The following is a 24224-nucleotide window of genomic DNA, read 5'->3' on the forward strand; positions in this document are numbered from 1 at the left end:
AGGGCTGTTAACTTGACTAACAGCTTTTTTATTTTTAATGATTTTATTTAAAACGAGAAAACAATGCTAAACAAAGTAACCCAATCCCTACTTACACCAAGCCAGTTGGCGACGCAAGATTTAATAAATGTCTTTAACCTTATGGATCACCGCAATATTGATTATGCCGATTTATATTTCCAACTTAGCCAAGATGAAAGCTGGGTGTTAGAAGACGGTATTATTAAAGAAGGCGGTTTTCATATTGATCGCGGGGTAGGCGTGCGCGCAGTGAGTGGCGAGAAAACAGGTTTTGCCTATGCCGATCAAATTAACTTAGCAAGTTTACAACAATGTGCCAACGCAGTGAAAGGCATCGCTCAGCCTATGCAGCAAAGTTTTATTTTGCCACAGCCGTTTACGCCAGTTTCTGCGGTGCAGCGCTATGCAGCGATTAATCCACTGGAAAGCCTAAGCAAAGAAAAGAAAATTGAATTATTGCATCTGGTGGATCGTACTGCGCGTTCGGCTGATCCGCGCGTCACCAAAGTTTCCGCTAGTTTAAGTGCCATTTATGAAGAAGTACTTATTGCCGCAACAGATGGCACATTCGCCGCGGATATTCGCCCTTTAGTGCGTTTGTCTATTTCTGTATTAGTTGAAGAAAATGGCAAGCGTGAACGTGGTAGTGCAGGTTGTGGGGGGCGTTTTGGGTTAGATTGGTTTTTTGAGATAGATAACGGTGAAATGCGCGCAGTAGCGTTTGCAAAAGAGGCAGTCCGTCAAGCCTTAGTCAATCTTAACGCCATTCCAGCCCCCGCTGGATTGATGCCCGTTGTGCTTGGCGCTGGTTGGCCCGGTGTGCTATTGCACGAAGCGGTCGGACACGGTTTAGAAGGCGATTTCAATCGAAAAGAAAGCTCTTTGTTTACTGGAAAAATTGGTGAATTAGTCACTTCCCCACTTTGCACTATTGTTGATGATGGTACACTGCCAAATCGCCGAGGTTCGCTCACCATTGATGATGAGGGGGTGCCGAGCCAATGTAACGTATTGATTAAAGAGGGGATTTTACAAGGCTATATGCAAGATAAAATGAATGCGCGTTTAATGGGCGTTGCCCCTACGGGCAATGGTCGCCGTGAAAGTTATGCCCATTTACCTATGCCAAGAATGACCAACACTTATATGCTAGCTGGTAAAAGTAAATTTGATGATCTTATAGCTTCCGTAGATCGTGGGATTTTTGCACCGCACTTTGGTGGAGGGCAAGTGGATATCACTTCAGGAAAATTTGTGTTCTCAACTTCGGAAGCTTATTTGATCGAAAATGGCAAAATTACGAAACCCGTAAAAGGGGCAACGCTAATTGGTAGTGGTATTGATGTGATGCAAAATATTTCAATGGTCGCCGACAGCGTAGAAATCGACCACGGCATTGGCGTATGTGGAAAAGAGGGGCAAAGCGTCCCTGTTGGGGTTGGTCAGCCCGCATTAAAAATCGAACAAATTACGGTGGGCGGAACGAACTAACGCCTTTGTGGTAAAAAACCTAGCGATTATGCTAGGTTTTTTATTGACTATTTATTAACGTTAAATGCTTCTAAGGCTCTTAATGAATAAGTATAAGCTGCACCCGCGTTAAGGGCGATGGCGGTGGCTAATGCTGCAGCAACTTCTTCTTCCGTCGCACCTGCTTTGACTGCTTCATCTGCGTGTACTGCAATGCAACTTTCGCAACGTGTGGTAACAGCAACAGCAAGGGCGATGAGTTCACGTGTTTTAGCATCTAGTGCTGAGGCTTCCATTGCACTTGATAATGCACCGTATGCCTGTAACATTTTCGGATATTTTTTACCAAGTTCACCGAAAGATTGCTTAACGTGGGTCTTTTCTTGTTTCCAGTCTTTAAACATTGTTTACTCCTATTTAATCAAATCATCTCTGTTTAGTTTGTATTATTATGAGATGATTTATTCGGGCTATCTTGTAAAATCATCTCAATTTGTGGTTAAAAAGTCTAACAAAATACTTTATGATGATTGCTTAATAATCGTGAGGTAAAAATATTGGATATTTTAGATCATTTAATTGAGTTGGCGCAGATTAAAGGGGAAATTCATACCCATTGTTTATTTCAAGGTGAGTGGCAATCAGTTCAGCCAAGTGCGGCACAAAATATGGGCGTTTTCCATATTATCGTGCTGGGGGAATGTGAAGTGATTGTAAATAAAGAAAAAATTTTCCTAAAAGCCGGGGATATTTTCTTTTTACCGGAGGGAGATTTGCACTATATTCAAAGCCGACAATTTGCAGAAAAGACACCAGCGTCAATTGAAAAGCGTGAAAATGGCTTATTTCAACGGGCAAGTAATGGCTTAGATAAAAGTGATTTTGAAATGTTCTGTGGGGCGTTTTATTATGATAAACAGTCTATTTTATTCAAAATTCTGCCGCATATTTTGCATTTTTCGATATATCAAACACCAATTGAACAACTTATGGCATTATTCCGTTTTGAGGCAGAAGGGGATACACAATTTGCTGGCAGATCGATTATTAATGCCCTTTCATCTGTGCTGTTTTCTTACATTTTACGCGATTATATTGAAAAACACGAAAGCAAAATGGGGCTACTTGCTGTATTGCAAGATAAACGTTTATCCGTCGCGGTGCGTACAATTTTGCAGCAGCCTGAGCAGAATTGGAATATGGGAAATCTTGCGAAAATTGCGAATATGTCGCGCGCCAATTTTATTCGCGTTTTTCAAAAGAAAATGGCGATTACGCCGGGAAAATTTCTGGCTCAAGTTCGTATGCAACAGGCATCAATGTTACTCAAAACGACGCAGAAAAACATTCTGACTATTGCTTTAGAGATAGGCTATCAGTCAGAGGCTTATTTTAGTCGCGTTTTCAAGCAATATTATGGCATTTCGCCAAATCAATATCGTAAACAAGGAGAAACGAATGGCTGATCCACATATTCAATCACCGATGGATTGGTGTGATTATTTTACGGTCATCATTTATCGTTGCGGTTTTGTCTTAGCGGCAATAATGACGGCACTGTTACCTTATTTTCCAGAAATTGCCTATTTAGGCTTACTCTGTGCGGCGTTATGTTGTGCCTCATCATTGCATATCTATCTGAAAAATATCCGTTTTCTATTGCAATTTGCCACTTGGACAGCATTGTTATGCCATTTAGTTGGAATGCCACAATTAGCAATAGGCGGCGCGTTGCTGACACTGGGTGGGTTATCATTTAAAGAGTATTTTTGTTTTCGTATTTTTGGATTAAATTTGCAACCTCTCTTTCTCGCTTTATTGTGGCTTGCGGAAGTCTTAAATTATTCCTTACTTCTCAATGGGTTATCAGTGATTTCTGCATTACTTTTTGCACTGCTTGCCATTCAAAAATGGCGAATGCCATTACATTTTGATATTGGGGATAAGACTAAATATCAAATTTAATCGTCGGCAACATCAAAGCAGCGAGAAATTTTATTTGCCAAGAGATGATTGTCTTGTCTGATTTCGCATTATAGAATTGAGAAACCTCATTCTTGCTTTTATAAAAGCAGGATTTTATTGATATTTTTATGAATAGGATAAAACCGTGATTTCACCTGAAAGCCAAGTGCTAGAACGCCATCTTTCTTTATTTGAAAATCGAAATGTATTATTTACTGGGGCGTTGAATGATGATTTTCCACAACAATTATGTAGCAGCGCAAAATCGGTGCATTGTTGGACGTGGTATTTTGATTATGCAAAAAACAAAAGTGCGGTGGATTTTTCCGTCGATTTTGTGCCGACCGCGGATATTATTGTTTATTACTGGACAAAAAACAAACAAGAAAATCAGTTGCAATTAATGCAGCTTTTATCACAATGCTCACCTGAGCAAGAAGTATTGATTATTGGCGAAAACCGTAGCGGTGTGCGTTCAGCGGAAAAAATACTTTCTCCGTTTGGTGAAATTGGCAAGATTGATAGTGCAAGACGTTGTGGGCTTTATCATTTTTGTCTGAAAAAATCACCGCACTTTGATTTAGCTAAATATTGGAAATCCTATCAGCACGCTCAATTGGGTGATCTAACCATTTTCAGTTTACCCGGGGTGTTTAGTGCAACGGAGTTAGATGTGGGAACGGCATTATTGATTTCTACATTAGATCACCCAATTAAAGGTCGTGTGCTAGATATGGGCTGTGGAGCAGGGGTAATCGGGAGCTATATTAAGCAACATAATCCAACGGTTGCACTGACAATGACGGACATTCACGCTTTAGCGGTTGCCTCAGCCCAGCGGACTTTCTTAGAAAATAATTTGCAGGCAGAGATTTTTGCAAGTGATGTCTTTTCTCAAATTGAAGGAAAATTTGATTTGATCATTTCTAATCCGCCTTTCCACGATGGGGTGGATACCGCATTTCGTGCCGTGTCAGAACTTATTTCACAAGCTAAATGGCATTTAAACGAAGGGGGAGAGCTGCGCATTGTGGCAAATGCTTTCTTACCTTATGCGGATTTATTGGATCAGCATTTTGGTTCGCACCAAGTGTTAGCCAAAACGAATAAATTTAAAGTTTATTCTGTTTATTATTAAGATAAAGTGCGGTAGAAAAATTTCAAATTTTCCACCGCACTTTGGTTTTGCGAGTGATTCCTTGCGCTACATTTCTTTTTTCAGTAAGAACACGCCATAGTCAGCAAAATGCACATAGGCTTGGCTGATGGTGGGATCAAAACTATCTGGCTGGCAATTAATGAGTAACGGCTTCTCGCCCCATAGTGCGACAATTTCCCAGTGATTGCCCATATACACCGCACTTTGAATTTCACAGCGTTGTGTTGCCTCTCCTTGTTGCGAAAGACGTACCGCTTCAGGGCGAATACCGACTAAGCATTCCCCGTCTGCTAAACCGAAAGATTGCACATTGGGTAAGGAAAATGCATATTGATTGACGGTGATTGTGCCGTTTTCAAGTTTTCCGTCAAAAATGCTACTTTCCCCCATAAAATTCGCTAAAAATAATGAGTTAGGGTGTTGATAAAGTTCTTTCGCGGACGCTTTTTGCATAATTTTCCCCTTGTGCATTACGATCACTTCATCAGACACCGCAAAAGCTTCGCTTTGATCGTGAGTCACATAAAGGGAGGTAATGCCAAGGCGTTGTTGCAGTTCGCGGATTTTTTCACGCATACTACGGCGTAAATTCGCATCAAGATTGCTCAGTGGTTCATCAAATAATAGCACTTTCGGCTTTAATACGAGGGCGCGAGCTAAGGCAACGCGTTGCTGCTGACCGCCCGAGATTTGATCCACATAACGATCTTCAAAGCCGGCTAAATCGACCAATTCCAACGCTTCTTTAACACGTTGTTTGCGCTCAGCCGATCCGACGCCTTGCATACGTAACCCGTATCCCACATTATCGCCAATAGACATATGTGGGAACAGCGCGTAGGATTGAAACACGATACAAATATCACGGTTTTGAATGGAAGATTTGGTTACATCTTCGCCATCAATAAAAATCTGCCCTGAAGTTGGGCTTTCCAACCCCGCTACAAGGCGCAGCACGGTGGTTTTGCCGCAGCCAGAAGGCCCAAGTAAGGTAACCATTGAGCCTTGTTTTATGGAAAGATTGAGATCATCGATTACCACCGCGTTACCAAAGGATTTGGTGACATTTTTTAATACTAAAAAATCATTATTCTTCATTTTGACAACCTAATTAATTCATTTTTTTCGCTTTAGAACGTGCAATGCGTGTATCGCCCACTAACCAATCAAATAACAAGATAATCGCCATCATTACTACGATTAAAATTGAGCCATAAGCAATGGCAACACCGTATTCACCATCTTCTACACGGTTCAAAATATAAGAGGTCGCCACTCTTGTATCTGCGGTCACTAAGAATACGATCGCACTAACTGTGGTCATTGCTCGTACGAAACTTGTTACTAATGCAGATAATAAGGCGGGTTTAAGTAATGGAAAGACAATATACCAAATGGTTTTTAATGAGCTTCCTTTTAAGGAAAGTGATGCTTCATCAAGGGATTTATCAAGCTGTCCTAAACCTGCCACTGCGGCGCGCATCCCCACAGGCATATTACGCATAACCATTGATAGTACAATGATAATGCTCGTTCCTGTAAGGTAAATTGGGGCATTGTTAAAGGCAAGAATATAGGAAACCCCTGCCACGGTTCCGGGAACGGCAAAACAAAGTAAGGTTAAAAACTCAAGGGTTTTCTTTCCTTTAAAATCACGGCGTACCGTAATGTAGGCAATCAGCAAACCAAAAATTGCGGTGATAGGGGCGGCGGTGGCGGCAAAAATCACTGTATGAATAAGTGATGGCCAAGCACCGTCACTAAAGCCTTGCCCAAACAAGGTGAGATAGTGTTTAAAGGTGAAGGTGTAATCCACTCCCCAGTTCATTGTGAAACTGCCGTAGAAAATACTGCCATATAACACCGCATTAAACAGTACCCAGAAAGCAAGGGTAAAAATAATGAAAAATTTCATCGCACTTGGTAAATCTTGCACATCGCCACGATAAGATTTACCCGAAACCGTAACGTATGAACGATTACCTATCCACAAATATTGGATAATAAAAATACCTAAGGAAAAAATTAATAAGAGACTTCCTAAAGTACTCGCTGAAGCATAATCTAACTGTGAACCTGCAATATAGAAATAAATTTGTGAAGAAATCACATCAAAACTACCGCCTAATACAAGTGGGGTACTAAAATCGGCCAAAGATTGGATTGCGACCACTAAAAACGCATTGGCGAGTGCAGGTTTGAGTAGGGGAAAAATAATATTAAAAAAGGCTTGGTAGCGATTCGAGCGTAGCGTGTAAGCTGCCTCTTCAATAGAGGGATGAATAGATTTTAGCGCACCTTCTAAAATCATAAATGCCATAGGTGTCAGCGCGAGAGTATGAGCAATGATAATCCCGGTAAACCCATATAACCAGTTGCTACTAAAGCCAAAATATTCTACCAAAAATTCAGTTACATAACCTGAACGCCCAAGCATTAAGGTTACGCCTAACCCTACCACGAAAGGCGGGGTAACAATGGGCAAAATGGAGAAAATTTTTCCGATGACTGCGGTGCGTTTCGCAATACGTGTCGTATAAAGGGCGAAAATTAAACCAAATAATGTCGCTAAAATCCCCACAGTGATTGCCACACTGAGCGAGTTACCGATAATCCGAATAATATAAGGTTTTTCGATAATGCTGATCACTTGACTTGGCACAAAGTCCCCATTGTCATAAAACATTGAGACAAAAATTGCCAAAGTGGGATAAACAATAAAAAAGAAAATCAGCAAGACAATGCTAATTAGTGAGGCGATGATAAATTTATCCCCTTGCATCACCTTCATTTTTGCTAAACTTTGAGTTGCAAGAGCAATTAGGCTTAACATTAGAATAAAAATAGCATAGCCGAGATTGAATTTTTCTATGGTAGCAGAAATAAATACGAACAGGAAAATCACTAAAACTGCTATAAATTCGGCAATGCCCTGTTGCCGTTCGCCTTTTCCTTTGAAAATAGCTGAAAAGATGGGTACGAATGCTAATGACGCAAACCAAAACCAACTTAAATTAAAGCTTGCCCAGCCCATTGCTTCATAAATTTCATCCGCAGTAGATTCTGCTAAGCCATAATACAATGCCATCGAAGGCAAGCAGATAAAACCCAACAGCGCTAGCAAAATCCAAAATAGGCTACAATTAAACATCTGTGACAGCTTTTTCATAACATCTCCGTGAAACACCTATTATTTCGCCAATTTTACTTCATTTACCCATCTGTCAATGAGATGACGACGTGTTTCGTTTGAACCAAATTTATCAAAATTATAATCGATCAAATTCAAATCAGCAGGTTTAAGTGCATAAGGTGAAGGTTCAGCATTAATGTTTGTCGCAACGTGATGAGATTGGGCTTCTTTCCAAGATAATTCTTGCGCCTCTTTTGACATTACCCAATCAGCAAATCGTTGTGCATTTTTTAGGTTACGTGCATTTTTGATAATACTTACACCCCCTAACTCATAGCCCGTTCCTTCGCAAGGTACGATCAGTTCAATTGGCGCACCTTGTTGTTTTTCAAAAGAATAATTTTGTAAAAAACCAATACCAATCGCGGTTTCACCTCTTGCTGTGTTGCGTGAAGGGGCTGTCCCTGCTTTTGGATATTGTGAAATATTTTGATGGATTTGTTTGAGGTAATCAAAGGCTTTATCTTCTCCCCAAAGCTGTGTAAAAGTCGCTATTGCCGTATAAGCCGTGCCAGAGCTTTGTGGATCAGCAATTTGCACTTCATTTTTTAGGCGAGGATCTAATAGGTCTTTCCAACACTTTGGTATTTCTGTGATGCCTAGTTTTTTCAAACGTTCTGTATTAACGCCAAAACCTAAAACCCCCATATAAATAATAGAACTTTTTCCATTCCCAAGTTTTTGGAATTGTGTCATTACTTCATTGCGTTTTGGAAAATCATAAGGCGCAATTAAGCCCAACTCTCCCGCTTGGAGGTGTGTATCAAAAGGGCCTCCAACCCAAACATCGGCTTGAGGATTATTTTTTTCAGCCTCCATTTTAGCAAGCGTGCTGCCAGAGCTATTGCGAATAAAAGAGGTTTTTACCTTGTATTTCTGCGAAAATCCTTGCACCGCTTTTTCGCATACAATATTTTGTGCGCTACAATAAACCACTAAGCGCCCCTCAGCAAAAGCCCGATTAGAAAGACTTAATCCTGCTAGTAATAGACTAGATAAAATTAGATTGGACGTTACTTTTTTCATTACCCACCTCACTATACTAAGGCTAAATTACTGTGCTAATTTCACTTCATTCACCCATTTGTTAATTAGGCGTTTGCGTTCTTCTGAGGCACCGTATTTTTCAAAATCATAATTGATTAAATTAAGTTTAGTTGGATCAAACGCCGTAGGGGATTGTTCTGCGGTGATATTCGTGAGGGTTTGGAAAGCACGTCCTTTTTTCCAGGCTAATTCTTGACCTTCTTTCGACAAGGCCCAATCCACAAATAATTTGGCGTTATCCAAGTTGCGCGCACCTTTTAAGATACTCACACCGCCTAGTTCGTAACCTGTTCCTTCGCAAGGGACAACTAATTCAATTGGCGCACCTTGTTGTTTTTCAAGGGCATAGTCGTGTAAGAATCCTATCCCTACGGTGGTTTCGCCTCTTGCCGTATTGCGTGAAGGTGTGATGCCCGATTTGGTATATTGGGAGATGTTCGGATGAAGTTGTTTAAAGAAATTGAAAGTTTGATCTTCTCCCCATAATTGTACAAAGGTCGCAATTGCTGTGTAAGCTGTACCTGAGCTTTGTGGGTCAGCCACTTGAATTTCACCTTTTAAGCGAGGATCGGTCAAGTCTTTCCAGCATTTAGGGACATCTTTGATGCCTAATTTTTTCAAGCGTTCAGTATTCACACCAAAACCTAAAATACCCATATAAATCGCAGAGGTATAATTGCCTTTGACTTTCGCGGGATCTTGGAATTTTGGCATAATTTGCTCGACATTCGGTGAACGATAGGCTTCTAATAAACCAAGTTCTCCTGCTTGAGATTGCGGATCAAGCGTACCACCGTACCATACGTCCGCTTGAGGATTTTTCTTCTCGGCTTCAATTTTGGCAAAGGTGCTGCCTGAACCATTACGGATAAAAGAGGTTTTAACATCATATTTTTGACCAAAAGCTTGGGTTTCAGCCTCACACATTTCATTCGTTGCACTACAATATACCACTAAGCGTCCTTTGGCTTGTGCTTGCACACTGAATATTAAGGCTGACGTGGCAAGTGCGGTGGAAATTGCGAGAGAAATTGCGTTACCTTTCATTGTCGTACTCCTTATGGTTTGTCGAGAAAATCGGCTATCTTATTGATTAATCTTAATTAAATGCGGTTAATCCTATCTGAATGGGATAAAAAATGCTGTGAGCAACATCACAAAATAGAAGATTTCTTTCGTTTTATTTCATTAAAAGGGGGAAACTATTATCAAAAAGTGAATTTTTTCTTTATAATTCGCAAATTACTCATTCGCTTAATTGAATCCTATTATGTCAGATCAAGATTGCATTATTATTGCTATTGCAGGAGCTTCCGCATCAGGAAAAAGCCTTATTGCTTCGACCATTCATAAAGAACTTCGTGATGAACTCAGTTGTGAAGACATCGGCATCATTTCCGAAGATAGCTACTACAAAGATCAAAGCCACCTTGCTTTTGAAGAGCGTATTAAAACCAATTACGACCACCCAAATTCAATGGATCGTGATTTATTATTACAACATTTGCGCGCATTAAAAGCAGGCAAGGCGGTAGATATTCCCGTTTATAGCTATGTGGAACACACGCGTACTGGTGAGACTACCCATTTCAAACCAAAGAAAGTGATTATTTTAGAAGGGATTTTGTTGCTCACAGATGAACGCATTCGCCAAGAGGCGAGCATTTCTGTGTTTGTTGATGCACCATTAGATATTTGTTTTATCCGTCGTTTAAAACGCGATATGGAAGAACGTGGTCGTTCTTTACAATCGGTCGTGGATCAATACCGAGCAACGGTTCGTCCAATGTTCTTGCAATTTATCGAACCGTCGAAACAATATGCGGATATTGTTGTTCCTCGTGGTGGGAAAAACCGTATTGCAATCAATATGTTAAAAGCACAGATTTTGCATCTACTGAAAGGCAAATAGGGGATAACAATGAGATTATGTGATACTGACATTGAACGTTATTTAGATCAAGGTATTATCAGCTTAACGCCACGCCCAGATAATGACAAAATCAATGGTGCAACCGTTGATGTACGCTTAGGCAATTCTTTCCGTGTATTTCGTGAGCATACAGCGCCTTATATTGATTTAAGTGGCAAAAAAGAAGAGGTTTCCGCCCAGCTTGAAGCGGTGATGAGTGATGAAATTCTCATTGATGACGGTGAGGCATTCTTTCTTCACCCGGGGGAACTTGCCCTTGCGACCACTTTTGAAGCCGTATCTTTGCCCGCAAATATTATCGGTTGGCTAGATGGACGCTCTTCCCTTGCTCGTCTAGGATTGATGGTTCACGTTACAGCACATCGCATTGATCCGGGTTGGAATGGGCGAATCGTGTTGGAATTTTATAATTCAGGTAAATTGCCTTTAGCACTGCGTCCAAAAATGGTGATTGGCGCATTAAGTTTTGAAGTGCTAAGTGGTGAGGCTGCCCGTCCTTATAATCGTCGTCAAGATGCGAAATATAAAGATCAGCAAAATGCGGTAGCCAGCCGTATTGATAAGGATAAATAAGCAATGAAAAAGAAAATAATATGGCTAATCGCACTGTTGTGCGTTGGGCTATGTTTTCTTTTTTGGCAGAAATCACGTTTAACCGCACAACTTTCTGCACAGCTTGCGCAACATCATATCCAAGTGGCGAAAGTAGAAAGTCAGCTTTTCCCTACTCAATTATCCTTACATCAAGTTAAGTTTCAACAAAAAGCGCGGTGGTTTTTTTTCGAAAAAATTGTGCTTGAATTCAATCCTATCACCTTGCTTAGTGGTCAGCTTACGCTGAATGAGCTTCAGTTGCATAATGGCAAAATGGCAGGTTCTCAATGGCAAGGGCTAAATGTTAGTCTAACGCCTAGCGCACTTGCTTGGCAGGATATTTCCCATTTATTCAATGCGTTATCACAAAATGCCTCATTGAATTTAACCTCTCCTTTGCAAATGGCGTTTAGCGCACGGGCAACACGAAATGAAAGTCAACTCCATTTACAAGGAAACTTACAACTTTCCAATAATGGCTTAACTTTTCAGCAAATTGCCGGGCTGTGGCAGTTTGAACAGCCGCTTTATGGCGATGTGAATACAGTGGTATTGCAATTAGCACAAGGGAATTTACACAGTGAAACCCAAAACCAAACTCAGCATTACCAACTTGATTTTACGGATCTTAGCATTAATCAAATACCGTTTTCGCAAGGAAAAATTTTGCTTAAATTTCAACCGCACTTTATAAATGGCAATCTCGCCTTGTTATCACAAGGGAATATGAACTTCCAATTTAATCAAGAATCACAACGCTTGCAGTTTTCCGCGCAGAATATCGCCATAGAACAATGGCTAGCATTATTGAAATTACCCGTATTGGCAACAGGGCAGGCTCAATTAAAAGGGGAAATGGAACTGGTTGCACAGAAAATCAAAAAAGGGCAGGCGAGTTTACAGATTACCAATGGCAAAGCGAAAAATGTCAATCTGTTAGCCATTGTGGCACAACGTTTGCCGATCAATTATGATACAGAACGCTTGCAAAATATGGATTCGCCTTTTGAACTGTTGAGTACCCAATTAATCTGGGATCAGCAAACAATGCAATGGCAAAATTTACAATTACACGATGCTTATTTTCAACTGGCAGGCGAAGGAACAGTGGATCAAGTCAGCCAGCAATGCGATTTTCGCGTTAATCTCAATTTGCGTGAGAAAAAATATCAACAGATCCAACTGCCGTTACATTTCTTTGGTGATTGCTATTCGCCACAATATCACATTGAGTCCACGCAAGGATTAAAAAAACAACTTAAAGCGCTATTGAAACAACATTTTTCCCATTGAGAAAAACCCAAACTTCTATGATAAAATAGCCCCCTTTTTTGCTAACCCCAATTAACAATGTTATCTCCCAAAATTGTTCGCCGTGTAAAATTATGGCGCGTTATTTGTATGGCGTTTTCCGCGTTTATTTTCAACACCACCGAGTTTATCCCAGTGGCACTATTATCGGATATCGCGAAAAGTTTCCAAATGCCCGTCAGCCAAACTGGGCTGATGATCACCATTTATGCGTGGATTGTTTCCCTGCTTTCCTTGCCCTTTATGCTGCTTACCGCCAAGCTAGAACGGCGTAGCTTGCTGATTAAACTATTTATTCTGTTTATCTTGAGCCACATACTGTCCTGCGTGGCGTGGAATTTTCACGTATTGCTGATTTCTCGCATTGGCATTGCGATCTCTCATTCCGTGTTCTGGGCAATTACCGCCTCGCTTACAGTACGCCTTGCACCGAAAGATAAAAAAGCACAAGCGCTCGGTTTGTTAGCAATGGGCAGTGCATTAGCAATGGTGTTAGGTTTACCTTTAGGGCGTATTATTGGACAATGGCTGGGTTGGCGAACCACCTTTGGCGTGATTGGTGTGGTGGCATTTATCGTATTGATTTTTCTCTATAAATTATTACCGCACTTAGTGAGTAAAAATGCCGGTTCATTGAAAAGTGTTCCGATTTTATTTAAACGTCCATTGTTAGTCGGATTATTTGTTCTTACCGCCATTGTGATTTCAGCTCATTTCACCGCATATAGCTATGTTGAACCTTTTATGATCCAAGAAGTGACTATTGCGCCAACAGAAACGACCCTAATTTTATTGCTGTTTGGTTGTGCTGGAATGATCGCAAGTTTTTTATTTGGTCGCTTTCATCGCTTTGGGCCCGCAAAATTTTTACTTATTGCAATGGTAAGTCTAAGCCTTTCCTTGTTTTCATTGCTATTATTAAAACAGCATTCTGCCTTTACCTATCCATTAATTTTATTATGGGGAATAGGTATTGCAGGGATTGGATTAAGTTTACAGATCCGTATTTTACAACTTGCTCCCGATGCAACAGATGTCGCAATGGCAATATTTTCAGGAATTTATAATATCGGCATTGGTGGCGGCGCATTATTAGGGAACCAAGTGATGCAACATTTGGGATTATCTTATATCGGCGTGGTTGGTGGAATACTGGCATTATTTAGTATGCTGTTATTTTTATTTATTCATTTACGTTATCGTTATTTGCCTGTTAATCTAAAATCAGCATAAAGTTGAAAGATTTAGGGCAAATCTACCTCAGCCCCAACTTTTTCTTCAATGATAAAAGATGTATTGGAACTGTAAAGTGTTCGTCTAATGACAAATCGTATTACGGTTAGATATATAATGAGTTGCGAATAAACTCACGTTAAACAAATTGAGTTCGGTAATAATACCGAACTCAATATTTAACTTGCTAAATGTCTAGGACTTGAGGGGAAATCAAAGTGCGGTGTTTTTTCTCTTAGTTTTCATACCATTGCCATTGCCCATTGACTGCACTGCCTAGCACTTTAAAATCATTATTGAACAATGTCAGGTTAGCAATTTTCCCTTCGGCAATATCCCCTAGATGATCATCCACACCAATGGCTTTTGCTGGGTAGTAATTGCACATTCTTAGGGTTTCATCGAGTGGAATCCCCACGTGTTTTACCGCATTTTCTACCGATTCAATCATTGTGATCGCAGAGCCGCCGAGCGTACCATTTTCATCATAGCATTTACCATTACGCACATACACGGTTTTCCCCACAAAATCGAAAGATGTGATATTCGCACCAGCGGCAGCAGTGGCGTCTGTCACGATACACAATTTATCGCCTTTGACTTTTTTATCAATTTTGATATTGCCGAATTCAACGTGCAAACCATCCACGATAATACCTGTGTAAATATCGCTATCTAACACCGCACCGACAACCCCCATTTCCCGCCCTGAACTAATCGGTGACATTGCATTATGCAAGTGTGTAGCGAAAGTTGCACCATTGACAATCGCCTGTTTTGCCACATCATAAGTGGCGTTGGAATGCCCGATGGAAACCACAATGCCACTTTGTACAAAATCACCAATGTATTTCGCTGTTGGGTTTTCAGGCGCCAGTGTAATCTTGCTAATCACCGAGGAATTTTGGCATAGAAAATCTTTCATTTCAGAACTAATCGCACGAATATATTCCACCTGATGCACGCCTTTCTTTTCTACGCTTAAGTAAGGGCCTTCCAAATGCAAACCAAGTGCTTGGTTTTTATGCTTTTTAAGGTACTCGCCCATCACTGAAACAGCCTGCTTAATGCCTTCATCATCTGCCGTGATAAACGTGGGCAAATAACTTGTCGTGCCTGAACGCAAATTGGTTTGCTGCATAATTTCAAGGGTTTTCACTGAAGTATCGCCATTAAACATAACGCCACCGCAGCCATTTAATTGCAGATCAATAAACCCTGCTGTTAGATTATTCCCTTTTAAATCAATTTGTTGCAATCCTTCAGGCAGATTTTCTTGTGGCATAATCGCCACAATTCTCTCCCCATCGACGATCACTGCTTGCCCATACTGCACGCTTTGCGAGGTATAAACGACCCCGTTTACTAATGCATAACTCATTTTTTACCTTCTCTATAAGACACTATGAATTGCTTTAGCTTCTAACTCAGTAAAATATTTGACAGTTTTTACTTTTAGCTCTTGTGTAGCAGGTTCATCACAAACAAAAATTGCGTGGCGGTGTAGTTGTAACGCACTGATCGTCCAAAAATGATTTACGCTCCCCTCCACGCCTGCTTGCAACGCAAGGGCTTTGTTATGTCCCGTAACTAAAAGCATCACTTCTGCCGCATCTAATAAGGTTGCAACCCCAATCGTTAGGGCGTATTTCGGTACTTTATTAACATCATTATCAAAAAAGCGCGAGTTTGCAATTAAGGTATCTTCTGTCAATGTTTTAATTCGAGTACGAGACGCTAAAGATGAGGCAGGTTCATTAAACGCAATATGTCCATCCACGCCTACTCCGCCCATAAATAAATTCACTTTGCCATAAGATTTCATTTTTTCTTCGTAACGGCGACATTCTTCATCCAGATCAGGGGCATTGCCATCTAGTAAATTAATATTTTTTTCTTGAATATCAACGTGATCGAAGAAGTTTTTATACATAAAAGTGCGGTAACTTTCAGGATGATCTTTAGGCAATCCTACATATTCATCCATATTAAAGGTAACCACATTTTTAAAGCTCACTTCCCCTGCCTGATACAGTTTAATTAATTCTTTATAAGTTGCTAAGGGAGTACCACCTGTTGGCAATCCAAGCACAAAAGGCCGCGCTTCTGTTGGATTAAATTCATTAATACGATCAACAATATGACGAGCTGCCCATTTGCTGACTTGTTCGGAAGTTTGTAAAGGAATTAAACGCATAGCTCTCTCCTATTTGCTATTTTGAAGTATCATTTCATAATTTTGATTATAAAATAAAATTAACTTCAAAGGAAAATAGAATTTTATTGAAAAGAAAAAATCGTGATCTACATCACAAAGAAAAATTCGCAAAAATAATACCGCTCTATTAAAAAGCGGTATTATTCTGGAATTAGGAATAAATGTTAGAAAATTAAGCCTTGCCCCAAACTTCCTCAACAATTTCACGGATAAAATCCAGTTTATTCCATTGCTGCTCTTCCGTCAGAATATTGCCTTCCTCCGTTGAAGCAAACCCACATTGTGGGCTTAAACAGAGTTGGTTGATATCCACATATTGTGCGGCTTCTTGAATGCGTTTAATGATTTCATTCTTATCTTCAAGGTTACCATCTTTTGACGTAATTAAGCCAAGTACCACTTGCTGATCTTTAATAAAGCGCAATGGTTTGAAATCGCCCGAGCGATCACTATCGTACTCAAGGAAGAAACCATCTACATTGCAATTGCCAAATAAGATTTCAGCTACAGGCTCATAGCCCCCTGATGAGAACCACGTTGAACGGAAATTGCCACGACAAATGTGCATCGTTATTGTCATATCTTCAGGTTTAACAGCAATAATACGATTGACCATATACACATAATCTTTCGCCAGCTGTTCGAGATCAAAGCCACGCGCTTGATAAGCTTGGCGTTTTTCTTCAGAACATAGTTCGCCCCAGCTTGTGTCATCTAATTGCAAGTTGCGACAGCCCAACGCATAGAATTTTTGCATTGCACGAATATAAGCCTCAGCAATATCATCAAGTAGCTGTTGATTATTGTTTTTATAACGCTCAATGGGTTGATACGCCGTTTCACGCACCGTACAAATTAAATGTAGCATTGACGGTGATGGAATGGTGAATTTCACAGGATAATCCCCTGCAATTTGCTGTAAAGAACGGTAATGTTCAAGGAATGGATGATGATCGGAAAAACCAATTTTATCGACAATTTTCAACGTTTTAGGACGAACATTATGGTGTTTAAATTGAACAGAAAATTTTTCTGCTTCAACTTCTTCCACGCCTTCTAAAGCACTTAAAAAATCCAAATGCCAAAAAGTACGGCGAAATTCGCCATCAGTTACCGCAGGCAAGCCTACTGCTTTTTGTTTAGCCACCAAATTGGCAATTTCTTTGTCTTCCACTTCGCTCAGATCTGCACAAGAAATATCACCACAGCTACATTGTTGGCGTGCTTGTTTTAAGCTTTCAGGACGTAAAAAACTCCCCACAATATCAAAACGATAAGGGGCATTATCTCTAAGTTGTGCATTAGGAAATAGTTTGCTCATAATCACTCTCTTTTAGTTATAGTTAGATAGGAAGCAACGATTTTAACAAAAAATTCACACATATCCTAAAAAATGCGAAAAAAACCACCGCACTTATAAAACGAAAAAATTCTTACGATCGGGATCTCAAAACTGCGGTTAATTTTCCACGATGGCAGAAAAGTCGCTTAATATCCGAACAAGTTTTTATATGGGAGAAAAATGATGTCTTATATTATGCGTAGTTTGTTCACCTTATTCACACTCTGTTCACTTTTTGCTTATGCCGAGCCACCTGATTTAATGTTGCTTGGTACTTACCATAATCAAAACGTGCAAGGTTGGGTGATGAGCGAAAAATTAGACGGCATCAGAGGATATTGGGATGGTAAGCAGCTTTTTACAAGGCAGAATAAAATCCTCACACCGCCTGCTTATTTTATTAAAGATTTTCCTCCTTTTGCCATTGATGGTGAACTGTTTAGTCAGCGTAATGAATTTGAGCAAATTTCCTCCATTGTGCGTTCACAAAAAGACAAAGGCTGGGAAAAATTAAAGCTCTATGTATTTGATGTCCCCAATGCCAAGGGCAATCTATTTGAACGTTTAGCAGTGTTAGAAAATTATCTAGCACAGCATCCTAGCCAACATATTGAAATTATTAAACAAATTCCCATTAAGGATTATTCTCAAGTACAAGATTTTCTGCACCAAGTAGAACAAAATCAAGGGGAAGGTTTAGTGTTGCGTAATCCTAATGCCCCTTATGAAAAGAAACGTAGCAACCAAATATTGAAATTAAAGACCGCACTTGATGAAGAATGTGAAGTGATTGCACATCATAAAGGCAATGGGCAATTTGTCGATAAGCTCGGTGCCATTACCTGTAAAAATCAGCGTGGCGAATTCCGTATCGGGTCAGGTTTTAAATTGACAGATAGAGAAAATCCGCCACCAATTGGGTCAATCATTACCTATAAATATCGTGGTTTAACGCAAAAAGGGTTGCCGAGATTTGCCACTTATTGGCGGAAGAAAGAATAAAAAAATCCCCTTAAAATCAAGGGGATTAATAAAGTGCGGTGGAAATTAAGCCAAAATTTTATCTAATTCTGCGCTCACCTCTTCCACTTTTTGGGTACCGTCTAAGCGGAAATATTTCGTATTCCCCGCTTTAGCTTCTGCTTGGTAGTAATCCACCAGTGGCTTGGTGGTATTGTGATACACTTTCAAGCGATCTAATACCGTTTCAGGCTTATCATCAGCACGAATAATTAACGCTTCACCTGTCACATCGTCTTTTCCTTCCACTTTTGGTGGGTTATACACAATGTGGTAAGTACGCCCTGACGCTTGGTGAACACGGCGACCGCTCATACGTTCTACGATGACCTCATCTGGCACATCAAATTCCAGCACATAATCAATGCTAATACCCGCACTTTTTAAGGCATCAGCTTGTGGAATGGTGCGTGGGAAGCCGTCTAATAAAAAGCCTTTTGCACAATCATCTTGCGCAACACGCTCTTTTACTAAAGAAATAATTAAATCATCTGGCACAAGTTGCCCTGCATCCATTAAGGTTTTCGCTTGTTTACCTAATTCCGTCCCCGCTTTAATCGCCGCACGCAACATATCACCGGTTGAAATTTGCGGAATACCAAATTTGTTCATAATGAATTGTGCTTGCGTCCCCTTACCAGCACCGGGCGCACCTAAAAGAATAATTTTCATAGTAACCTCATTTTTAGAAAAATTTGCCTTACCATACCGTTAATAACGTTAAAACTCAATACTCAACAAATGATGAACATTAAATTTGTACTATTTAATGAAAAATTAAGCAAAAAATGACCGCACTTTCACTTTAGTTCACTTCATCAATGTTGATTTGTTTAATTTGTTCTAAATGTTGTGGTGATTTACGGTATTTATCTAGCCATAATAAAAAATTAGCATAGACAGTCCCTGCCACAGAATGCCACACACAAGCAACAGCACAAACCACCGCAGATTCTGGAATGGTTGGGAAGAATTTCATACTTAAGCCCGTGGCTAAACCTGCATTTTGCACGCCAACTTCCAAGGAAATGGTTTTCTTTTTGGCTAAGCTCATACCAAATAATTTCCCTGCGGAATAACCTAGCGCATAGCCAATCACATTATGTAGCACAATACAAAGTAAGATCATTAAACCTGACTGTAAAAAATAATTGCCATAAACGGCCACAACGCCTCCCACAATAAAGGCAAAATTTATCACCGCAACGCCGGGCATTAAGGCTTTAATATCTTGGAACCATTGTTTACGATGTAAAGTAATATTTAAAATTGACCCCACTGCCACAGGTAATACCGTAACCAAAAGCATAAATTTGAACATTGCCCAAGCATTCATTTCTACGCTTTGCCCAACAAGGTAGTTAAGTAACAAGGGTGTCATTACTGGGGCAAGCAAGGTTGAAACCGTGGTCATTCCCACTGAAAATGCCACGTCGCCTTTACATAAAAAAGTCATAATGTTAGATGCCACGCCACCGGGGCAAGATCCCACAAGCACTAAACCAAGCGTCAAGGCAGGCGAAAGATCAAAACTTTTTGCAATGGCAATGGCGACAAAAGGCATAACGGTATATTGCACAAGGGTGCCAATTAAAATATCCAAAGGGCGTTGCGCAAGCACCTGATAATCTTGCTTACCTAAGGTCATTCCCATTGAAAGCATAATAATACTGATGATGAAAACTTGTGTATCGCCTTTAACCCAAGTAAATAAACTTGGTTGATAAAAGGTAATCAGTGATAGCACAATAATAAAAAGTGCGGTGAATTTTGCTAATAAAAAACTGAGCTTCTTCAAAAATTGCATTACTTTCTCCTACATTTCTCTATCAATAAACGCGCTAGCTCCCCTCATTCCAAGGGGCAACTTTGACTAAGCATAACATACCGGGGATTGCCAGCCAGAAACAAAGCCAGAAATAATCATAGTAGCCTAGCCAATCGATCAATGCCCCCGCTTGGGTATTGAGCGTAGCCCTTGGTAATGCGGCAAGGCTGGTGAATAAGGCAAGCTGAGTGGCGGTGTAAAGTGGGTTGGTTTCCCTTGCCATAAAGGCAACAAAGGCAGCGGTACCTAAGCCGATGCCGATATATTCCGCCGCCACAACAAGGGAAAGCGACCACAAGGCACGGCTATCTACAAGCTCAAAAGGCCCTTGTTTAGCTAGCCACGCAAAGCCAAGAATGGTGATAATTTGCACTAAACCAAATGACCATAAGGCACGGTTAATACCAACTTTCAGCATTAAAATCCCGCCTAAAATGCTCGCGATGACCATTGGCCACAAAGAAGCGTTTTTCACGACCAAGCCAATCTGCGTTTTGCTAAATCCCATATCTAAATAAAAAGGCGAAATTAACGCCGTTGCCATACTGTCGCCCAATTTATACAGAAAAATAAACGCTAAGATCCCTAAGGCAGACCAGACGCCTTTGCGTTGAAAAAATTCACTAAAAGGGTCAATCACACTTTCTTTTAAAGTGCGGTGCTTTTTGAGTGTGATTTTAGGTTCTGTACTTAAAAATAGACACATTAAAATCCCCGGCAACATAAACATCGCGGTGATAATAAATACCGTTTGCCACGGAAAATGATCAGCCAAAATTAGTGAAAGCGAACCGGGAACAAGCCCAGCTATACGGTAAGCATTAACATGGATAGAATTACCTAAACCTAATTCCTTATCGGTTAAAATTTCTCGTCGATACGCATCTAGCACAATGTCTTGCGTAGCAGAAAAAAACGCACAAAGCACGCCCAAGGCTGCAATCAAACTCAACCCAGCCTGCTTGCTTGGATCTAAAAAGCCAAATAATGCAAGACTGATTAATAATAAAATTTGTGAAATAAACATCCAGCCACGACGACGTCCTAAGAAAGGCGGCACAAAACGATCGAGCAACGGCGCCCAAACAAATTTCCACGAGAACGGAAGCATCATCAGGGTGAAATAGCCTAAGGTTTTAAGATCCACATTTTCTGCACGCAACCAAATAGGTAATAAAGACACAAGAACATAAAGAGGCAAGCCTGAGCTAAATCCGGTAAATAGACAGATCAGCATATTACGGCTGAAAATTTGTGAAAATAAGTGAGTTTGTGTAGTCATAGCCATCGAGTGCGGGGTATTTTTCAAACAAATTGTGCTGTAAGTTTCCTTACAGCACAATGATATTAAGGATTAATCACGGTACCCTTGAGGGTTCTTTTTCTGCCAATTCCACGTATCCTGCATCATTTCCGTTAAGCCACGTTCTGCTTTCCAGCCTAATTCTTTTGCGGCAAGCGATGGATCGGAATAACAAGTCGCAATATCCCCCGGACGACGCGCCACTAACTGATAAGGAATGTGAATATTATTGGCTTGTTCAAAGGCATTCACCATATCTAACACAGAATAACCTGTGCCTATGCCAAGGTTATAGATGTGTAATCCTGCATCGTTTTGGTGACGATCTAAGGCTTTCAAATGCCCAATGGCAAGATCCACAACGTGAATATAATCGCGTACCCCTGTGCCATCGTGCGTGTCGTAATCGCTACCAAATACAGAAAGTTGCGGTAATTTACCAATTGCCACTTGGCTAATATAAGGCAATAAATTATTTGGAATACCTGTTGGATCTTCACCAATTAGCCCGCTGTGGTGCGCCCCTACTGGGTTGAAATAACGCAAAATAGTAAAACTAAATTTGTCTTCTGCTTTAGCAGCATCCGTTAAAATTTGTTCCACCATTAATTTGGACGTGCCGTAAGGATTGGTTGTGCCGCCTACTTTGCACTGTTCGGTGATTGGCACAATTTCAGGATCGCCATAGACGGTTGCCGATGAGCTAAAGACCAAATTCCACACACCTGCCTTACGCATTTCATCGACTAAGACTAACGAGCCAGTGACATTATTCATATAATATTCAATCGGTTTACGAACGCTTTCGCCCACTGCTTTCAAACCAGCAAAATGAATCACGGCGTCAATGTGATTCTCCGAAAAGATTTGCTGCAACATTGCCCGATCTAACACATCGCCTTGATAGAATTTCACCGCTTTGCCTGTGATTTCCTCAACACGCTGTAAGGATTTCGCCGAAGAATTGGATAAATTATCCAGTACCACCACGTCTTTTCCCACATTTAATAATTCTACAACAGTATGAGAGCCAATGTAGCCCGCACCGCCAGTGACTAAAATCGCCATTTTTTTCCTCACTTAGGTTATTTGTATTATTTGCCGGCATTATAAACCATTTGTAAAACAAGCCCAAAAACTTCCGCAAAAATCACCGCACTTTCTATCAAGCCAAACGTTTACTATTCTTTTCTTTTCTGTAAAATAGCGCCATTTTTATTTCAACAAGGCTTTTTATTTTAACTTCATTAACGAAAGGAAATTTATGTTCGCAGAAAAATTTTTTGAGATCACCAAACGTGGCTCAACGGTACGCCAAGAAATTATTGCGGGTCTCACCACCTTCTTGGCAATGGTGTATTCCGTGATTGTGGTACCAAATATGTTGAGTGCCGCCGGCTTCCCGCCAGAAAGCGTATTTATCGCCACTTGCTTGGTATCAGGCTTAGGCTCTATTCTTATTGGCTTATGGGCAAACGCACCAATGGCAATTGGTTGCGCCATTTCATTAACCGCCTTTACGGCATTCAGCCTTGTACTAGGGCAAGGCGTGAGCGTTCCTGTTGCACTGGGTGCAGTATTTTTTATGGGGCTTGTTTTTACCTTAATCTCTGCAACAGGCATTCGTGCGTGGATTTTACGCAACTTGCCTGCAAGCATTGCGCAAGGTGCGGGAATTGGGATTGGTTTATTTTTATTATTAATCGCAGCCAATGGCGTGGGGATTGTGGTTGGCAACCAAGCTGGTTTGCCGGTAAAACTCGGTGATTTCACCACATTCCCTGTGCTAATCTCTCTTGCGGGGTTAGCGGCAATCATCGGCTTAGAAAAAATGCAAATCAAAGGTGGCATTTTGTGGGTAATTATTGCCATCACGCTTATCGGTTTAGTGATTGATCCAAATGTAAAATTTAGTGGTGAATTATTCAAAATCCCCACTTTTGGTGAACAATCCTTATTCCTTGAGCTGGATTTAATGGGCGCATTACAACCTGCGATCTTGCCTGTTGTTTTTGCCTTAGTGATGACCGCCGTTTTTGATGCCACTGGCACAATCCGTGCCGTAGCAGGGCAAGCAAACTTGTTAGATAAAGATGGGCAAATCATCAATGGCGGCAAAGCCCTCACTTCAGATTCAGTGAGTAGCTTATTTTCAGGTTTATTTGGAACAGCGCCAGCAGCGGTATATATTGAATCCGCCGCTGGTACCGCAGCGGGCGGTAAAACAGGGATCAGCGCGATTGTTGTGGGTCTCTTATTCCTTTTAATGCTCTTTTTCCAACCCCTTGCCAGCCTTGTGCCTAGCTACGCCACGGCACCTGCGTTAATGTATGTCGGCTTGCTAATGTTAAGCAACGTAAACAAATTAGATTTTTCTGATTTTATTGGTGCGATGAGCGGCTTAGTTTGTGCGGTATTTATTGTACTAACTGCAAATATCGTAACAGGCATTATGCTAGGTTTTGCCACACTGGTGATCGGACGAATTATCAGCGGTGAAGTGAAAAAACTGAATATCGGTACGGTATTAATCGCCGTGGCATTATTAGCCTTCTATTTAGGCGGCTGGAATATTTAATTTCTTACT

22 protein-coding genes are annotated in these 24224 nt (G+C 40.6%); 10 read left to right on the forward strand and 12 right to left on the reverse strand.

What is annotated here, in order from left to right; translation table 11 throughout:
* Positions 1-63: 63 nt before the first annotated feature.
* Complete coding sequence (tldD, locus tag L5B83_RS01505) at positions 64-1512, forward strand: metalloprotease TldD (protein ID WP_265777333.1); 1449 nt, start codon at positions 64-66, stop codon at positions 1510-1512.
* Between the two features lie 47 nt (positions 1513-1559).
* Here tldD and L5B83_RS01510 read toward each other — a convergent pair whose 3' ends face one another.
* A complete protein-coding gene (locus tag L5B83_RS01510; protein ID WP_250349506.1) occupies positions 1560-1895 on the reverse strand; it encodes a carboxymuconolactone decarboxylase family protein in 336 nt (111 codons plus the stop codon).
* A gap of 153 nt (positions 1896-2048) precedes the next feature.
* Between L5B83_RS01510 and L5B83_RS01515 the strand changes: the two genes are divergently transcribed.
* The 3 genes from L5B83_RS01515 to rsmC all read left to right on the forward strand — a co-directional run bounded on the left by L5B83_RS01515 (position 2049) and on the right by rsmC (position 4594).
* Entirely contained in the window at positions 2049-2957 is a 909-nt protein-coding gene (locus tag L5B83_RS01515; RefSeq protein ID WP_265777334.1) for an AraC family transcriptional regulator, read from the forward strand.
* Entirely contained in the window at positions 2950-3456 is a 507-nt protein-coding gene (locus tag L5B83_RS01520; RefSeq protein ID WP_250363566.1) for a DUF2301 domain-containing membrane protein, read from the forward strand. Before L5B83_RS01515 ends, L5B83_RS01520 begins: the two co-directional genes overlap by 8 nt.
* Positions 3457-3601: 145 nt before the next feature.
* Complete coding sequence (rsmC, locus tag L5B83_RS01525; RefSeq protein WP_265777335.1) at positions 3602-4594, forward strand: 16S rRNA (guanine(1207)-N(2))-methyltransferase RsmC; 993 nt, start codon at positions 3602-3604, stop codon at positions 4592-4594.
* Positions 4595-4660: 66 nt separating this feature from the next.
* On the opposite strand, the gene fbpC is transcribed toward rsmC, so the two are convergent.
* From fbpC to L5B83_RS01545, 4 genes are read right to left on the reverse strand one after another with little or no spacing between them, the layout of a single operon-like run.
* A complete protein-coding gene (fbpC, locus tag L5B83_RS01530) occupies positions 4661-5713 on the reverse strand; it encodes a ferric ABC transporter ATP-binding protein (RefSeq protein ID WP_265777336.1) in 1053 nt (350 codons plus the stop codon).
* 13 nt (positions 5714-5726) lie between these two features.
* Complete coding sequence (locus tag L5B83_RS01535) at positions 5727-7784, reverse strand: ABC transporter permease (RefSeq protein ID WP_265777337.1); 2058 nt, start codon at positions 7782-7784, stop codon at positions 5727-5729.
* Positions 7785-7805: 21 nt separating this feature from the next.
* Positions 7806-8834, reverse strand: a complete 1029-nt coding sequence (locus L5B83_RS01540; RefSeq protein ID WP_265777338.1) for an ABC transporter substrate-binding protein — start codon at positions 8832-8834, stop codon at positions 7806-7808.
* A 27-nt stretch (positions 8835-8861) separates the two neighbouring features.
* A complete protein-coding gene (locus L5B83_RS01545; protein ID WP_265777339.1) occupies positions 8862-9902 on the reverse strand; it encodes an ABC transporter substrate-binding protein in 1041 nt (346 codons plus the stop codon).
* Between the two features lie 223 nt (positions 9903-10125).
* On the opposite strand from L5B83_RS01545, the gene udk reads away from it, so the two are divergent.
* The 4 genes from udk to L5B83_RS01565 are packed head-to-tail and all read left to right on the forward strand — an operon-like array spanning position 10126 to position 13926.
* Complete coding sequence (gene udk, locus L5B83_RS01550) at positions 10126-10767, forward strand: uridine kinase (protein ID WP_265777340.1); 642 nt, start codon at positions 10126-10128, stop codon at positions 10765-10767.
* Positions 10768-10776: 9 nt separating this feature from the next.
* Positions 10777-11361 (forward strand): dCTP deaminase, encoded by a 585-nt coding sequence (gene dcd / locus L5B83_RS01555; protein WP_265762575.1) that lies wholly within the window; start codon positions 10777-10779, stop codon positions 11359-11361.
* 3 nt (positions 11362-11364) lie between these two features.
* Positions 11365-12675 (forward strand): hypothetical protein, encoded by a 1311-nt coding sequence (locus L5B83_RS01560; RefSeq protein WP_265777341.1) that lies wholly within the window; start codon positions 11365-11367, stop codon positions 12673-12675.
* A gap of 57 nt (positions 12676-12732) precedes the next feature.
* Complete coding sequence (locus L5B83_RS01565; RefSeq protein WP_265777342.1) at positions 12733-13926, forward strand: sugar transporter; 1194 nt, start codon at positions 12733-12735, stop codon at positions 13924-13926.
* Between the two features lie 235 nt (positions 13927-14161).
* Here L5B83_RS01565 and nagA read toward each other — a convergent pair whose 3' ends face one another.
* From nagA to L5B83_RS01580, 3 genes are all read right to left on the reverse strand, one after another.
* Positions 14162-15307 carry an N-acetylglucosamine-6-phosphate deacetylase gene (nagA, locus tag L5B83_RS01570; protein ID WP_265777343.1) on the reverse strand — a complete coding sequence of 382 codons (1146 nt, stop codon included), beginning with the start codon at positions 15305-15307 and terminating at the stop codon, positions 14162-14164.
* A 12-nt stretch (positions 15308-15319) separates the two neighbouring features.
* On the reverse strand, positions 15320-16123 hold the full coding sequence (gene nagB / locus L5B83_RS01575) for a glucosamine-6-phosphate deaminase (RefSeq protein ID WP_250349654.1): 804 nt from the start codon (positions 16121-16123) through the stop codon (positions 15320-15322).
* Between the two features lie 193 nt (positions 16124-16316).
* A complete protein-coding gene (locus tag L5B83_RS01580; protein ID WP_250363463.1) occupies positions 16317-17465 on the reverse strand; it encodes a 5-methyltetrahydropteroyltriglutamate--homocysteine S-methyltransferase in 1149 nt (382 codons plus the stop codon).
* Positions 17466-17681: 216 nt separating this feature from the next.
* Here L5B83_RS01580 and L5B83_RS01585 point away from each other — a divergent pair, with 216 nt between their 5' ends.
* A complete protein-coding gene (locus L5B83_RS01585) occupies positions 17682-18488 on the forward strand; it encodes a DNA ligase (protein WP_265778357.1) in 807 nt (268 codons plus the stop codon).
* A gap of 45 nt (positions 18489-18533) precedes the next feature.
* Here the strand turns inward: L5B83_RS01585 and adk are convergent, their stop codons facing one another.
* The 4 genes from adk to galE all read right to left on the reverse strand — a co-directional run bounded on the left by adk (position 18534) and on the right by galE (position 22705).
* Positions 18534-19178, reverse strand: a complete 645-nt coding sequence (adk, locus tag L5B83_RS01590) for an adenylate kinase (protein WP_250349652.1) — start codon at positions 19176-19178, stop codon at positions 18534-18536.
* Positions 19179-19311: 133 nt separating this feature from the next.
* A complete protein-coding gene (locus tag L5B83_RS01595; RefSeq protein ID WP_265777344.1) occupies positions 19312-20313 on the reverse strand; it encodes a bile acid:sodium symporter family protein in 1002 nt (333 codons plus the stop codon).
* A gap of 34 nt (positions 20314-20347) precedes the next feature.
* A complete protein-coding gene (locus L5B83_RS01600; RefSeq protein WP_265777345.1) occupies positions 20348-21616 on the reverse strand; it encodes an AmpG family muropeptide MFS transporter in 1269 nt (422 codons plus the stop codon).
* Positions 21617-21688: 72 nt separating this feature from the next.
* Positions 21689-22705, reverse strand: a complete 1017-nt coding sequence (gene galE, locus L5B83_RS01605) for a UDP-glucose 4-epimerase GalE (protein WP_265777346.1) — start codon at positions 22703-22705, stop codon at positions 21689-21691.
* A 196-nt stretch (positions 22706-22901) separates the two neighbouring features.
* Here galE and L5B83_RS01610 point away from each other — a divergent pair, with 196 nt between their 5' ends.
* The gene (locus L5B83_RS01610) at positions 22902-24215 is read left to right on the forward strand and encodes an NCS2 family permease (RefSeq protein WP_265777347.1); all 1314 of its coding nucleotides are present in this window, start codon (positions 22902-22904) and stop codon (positions 24213-24215) included.
* The last annotated feature ends 9 nt before the right edge of the window (positions 24216-24224 follow it).

The sequence above is a fragment of the Avibacterium sp. 21-599 genome (genome assembly GCF_026226765.1).
In the GTDB taxonomy this organism is placed as follows: domain Bacteria; phylum Pseudomonadota; class Gammaproteobacteria; order Enterobacterales; family Pasteurellaceae; genus Avibacterium.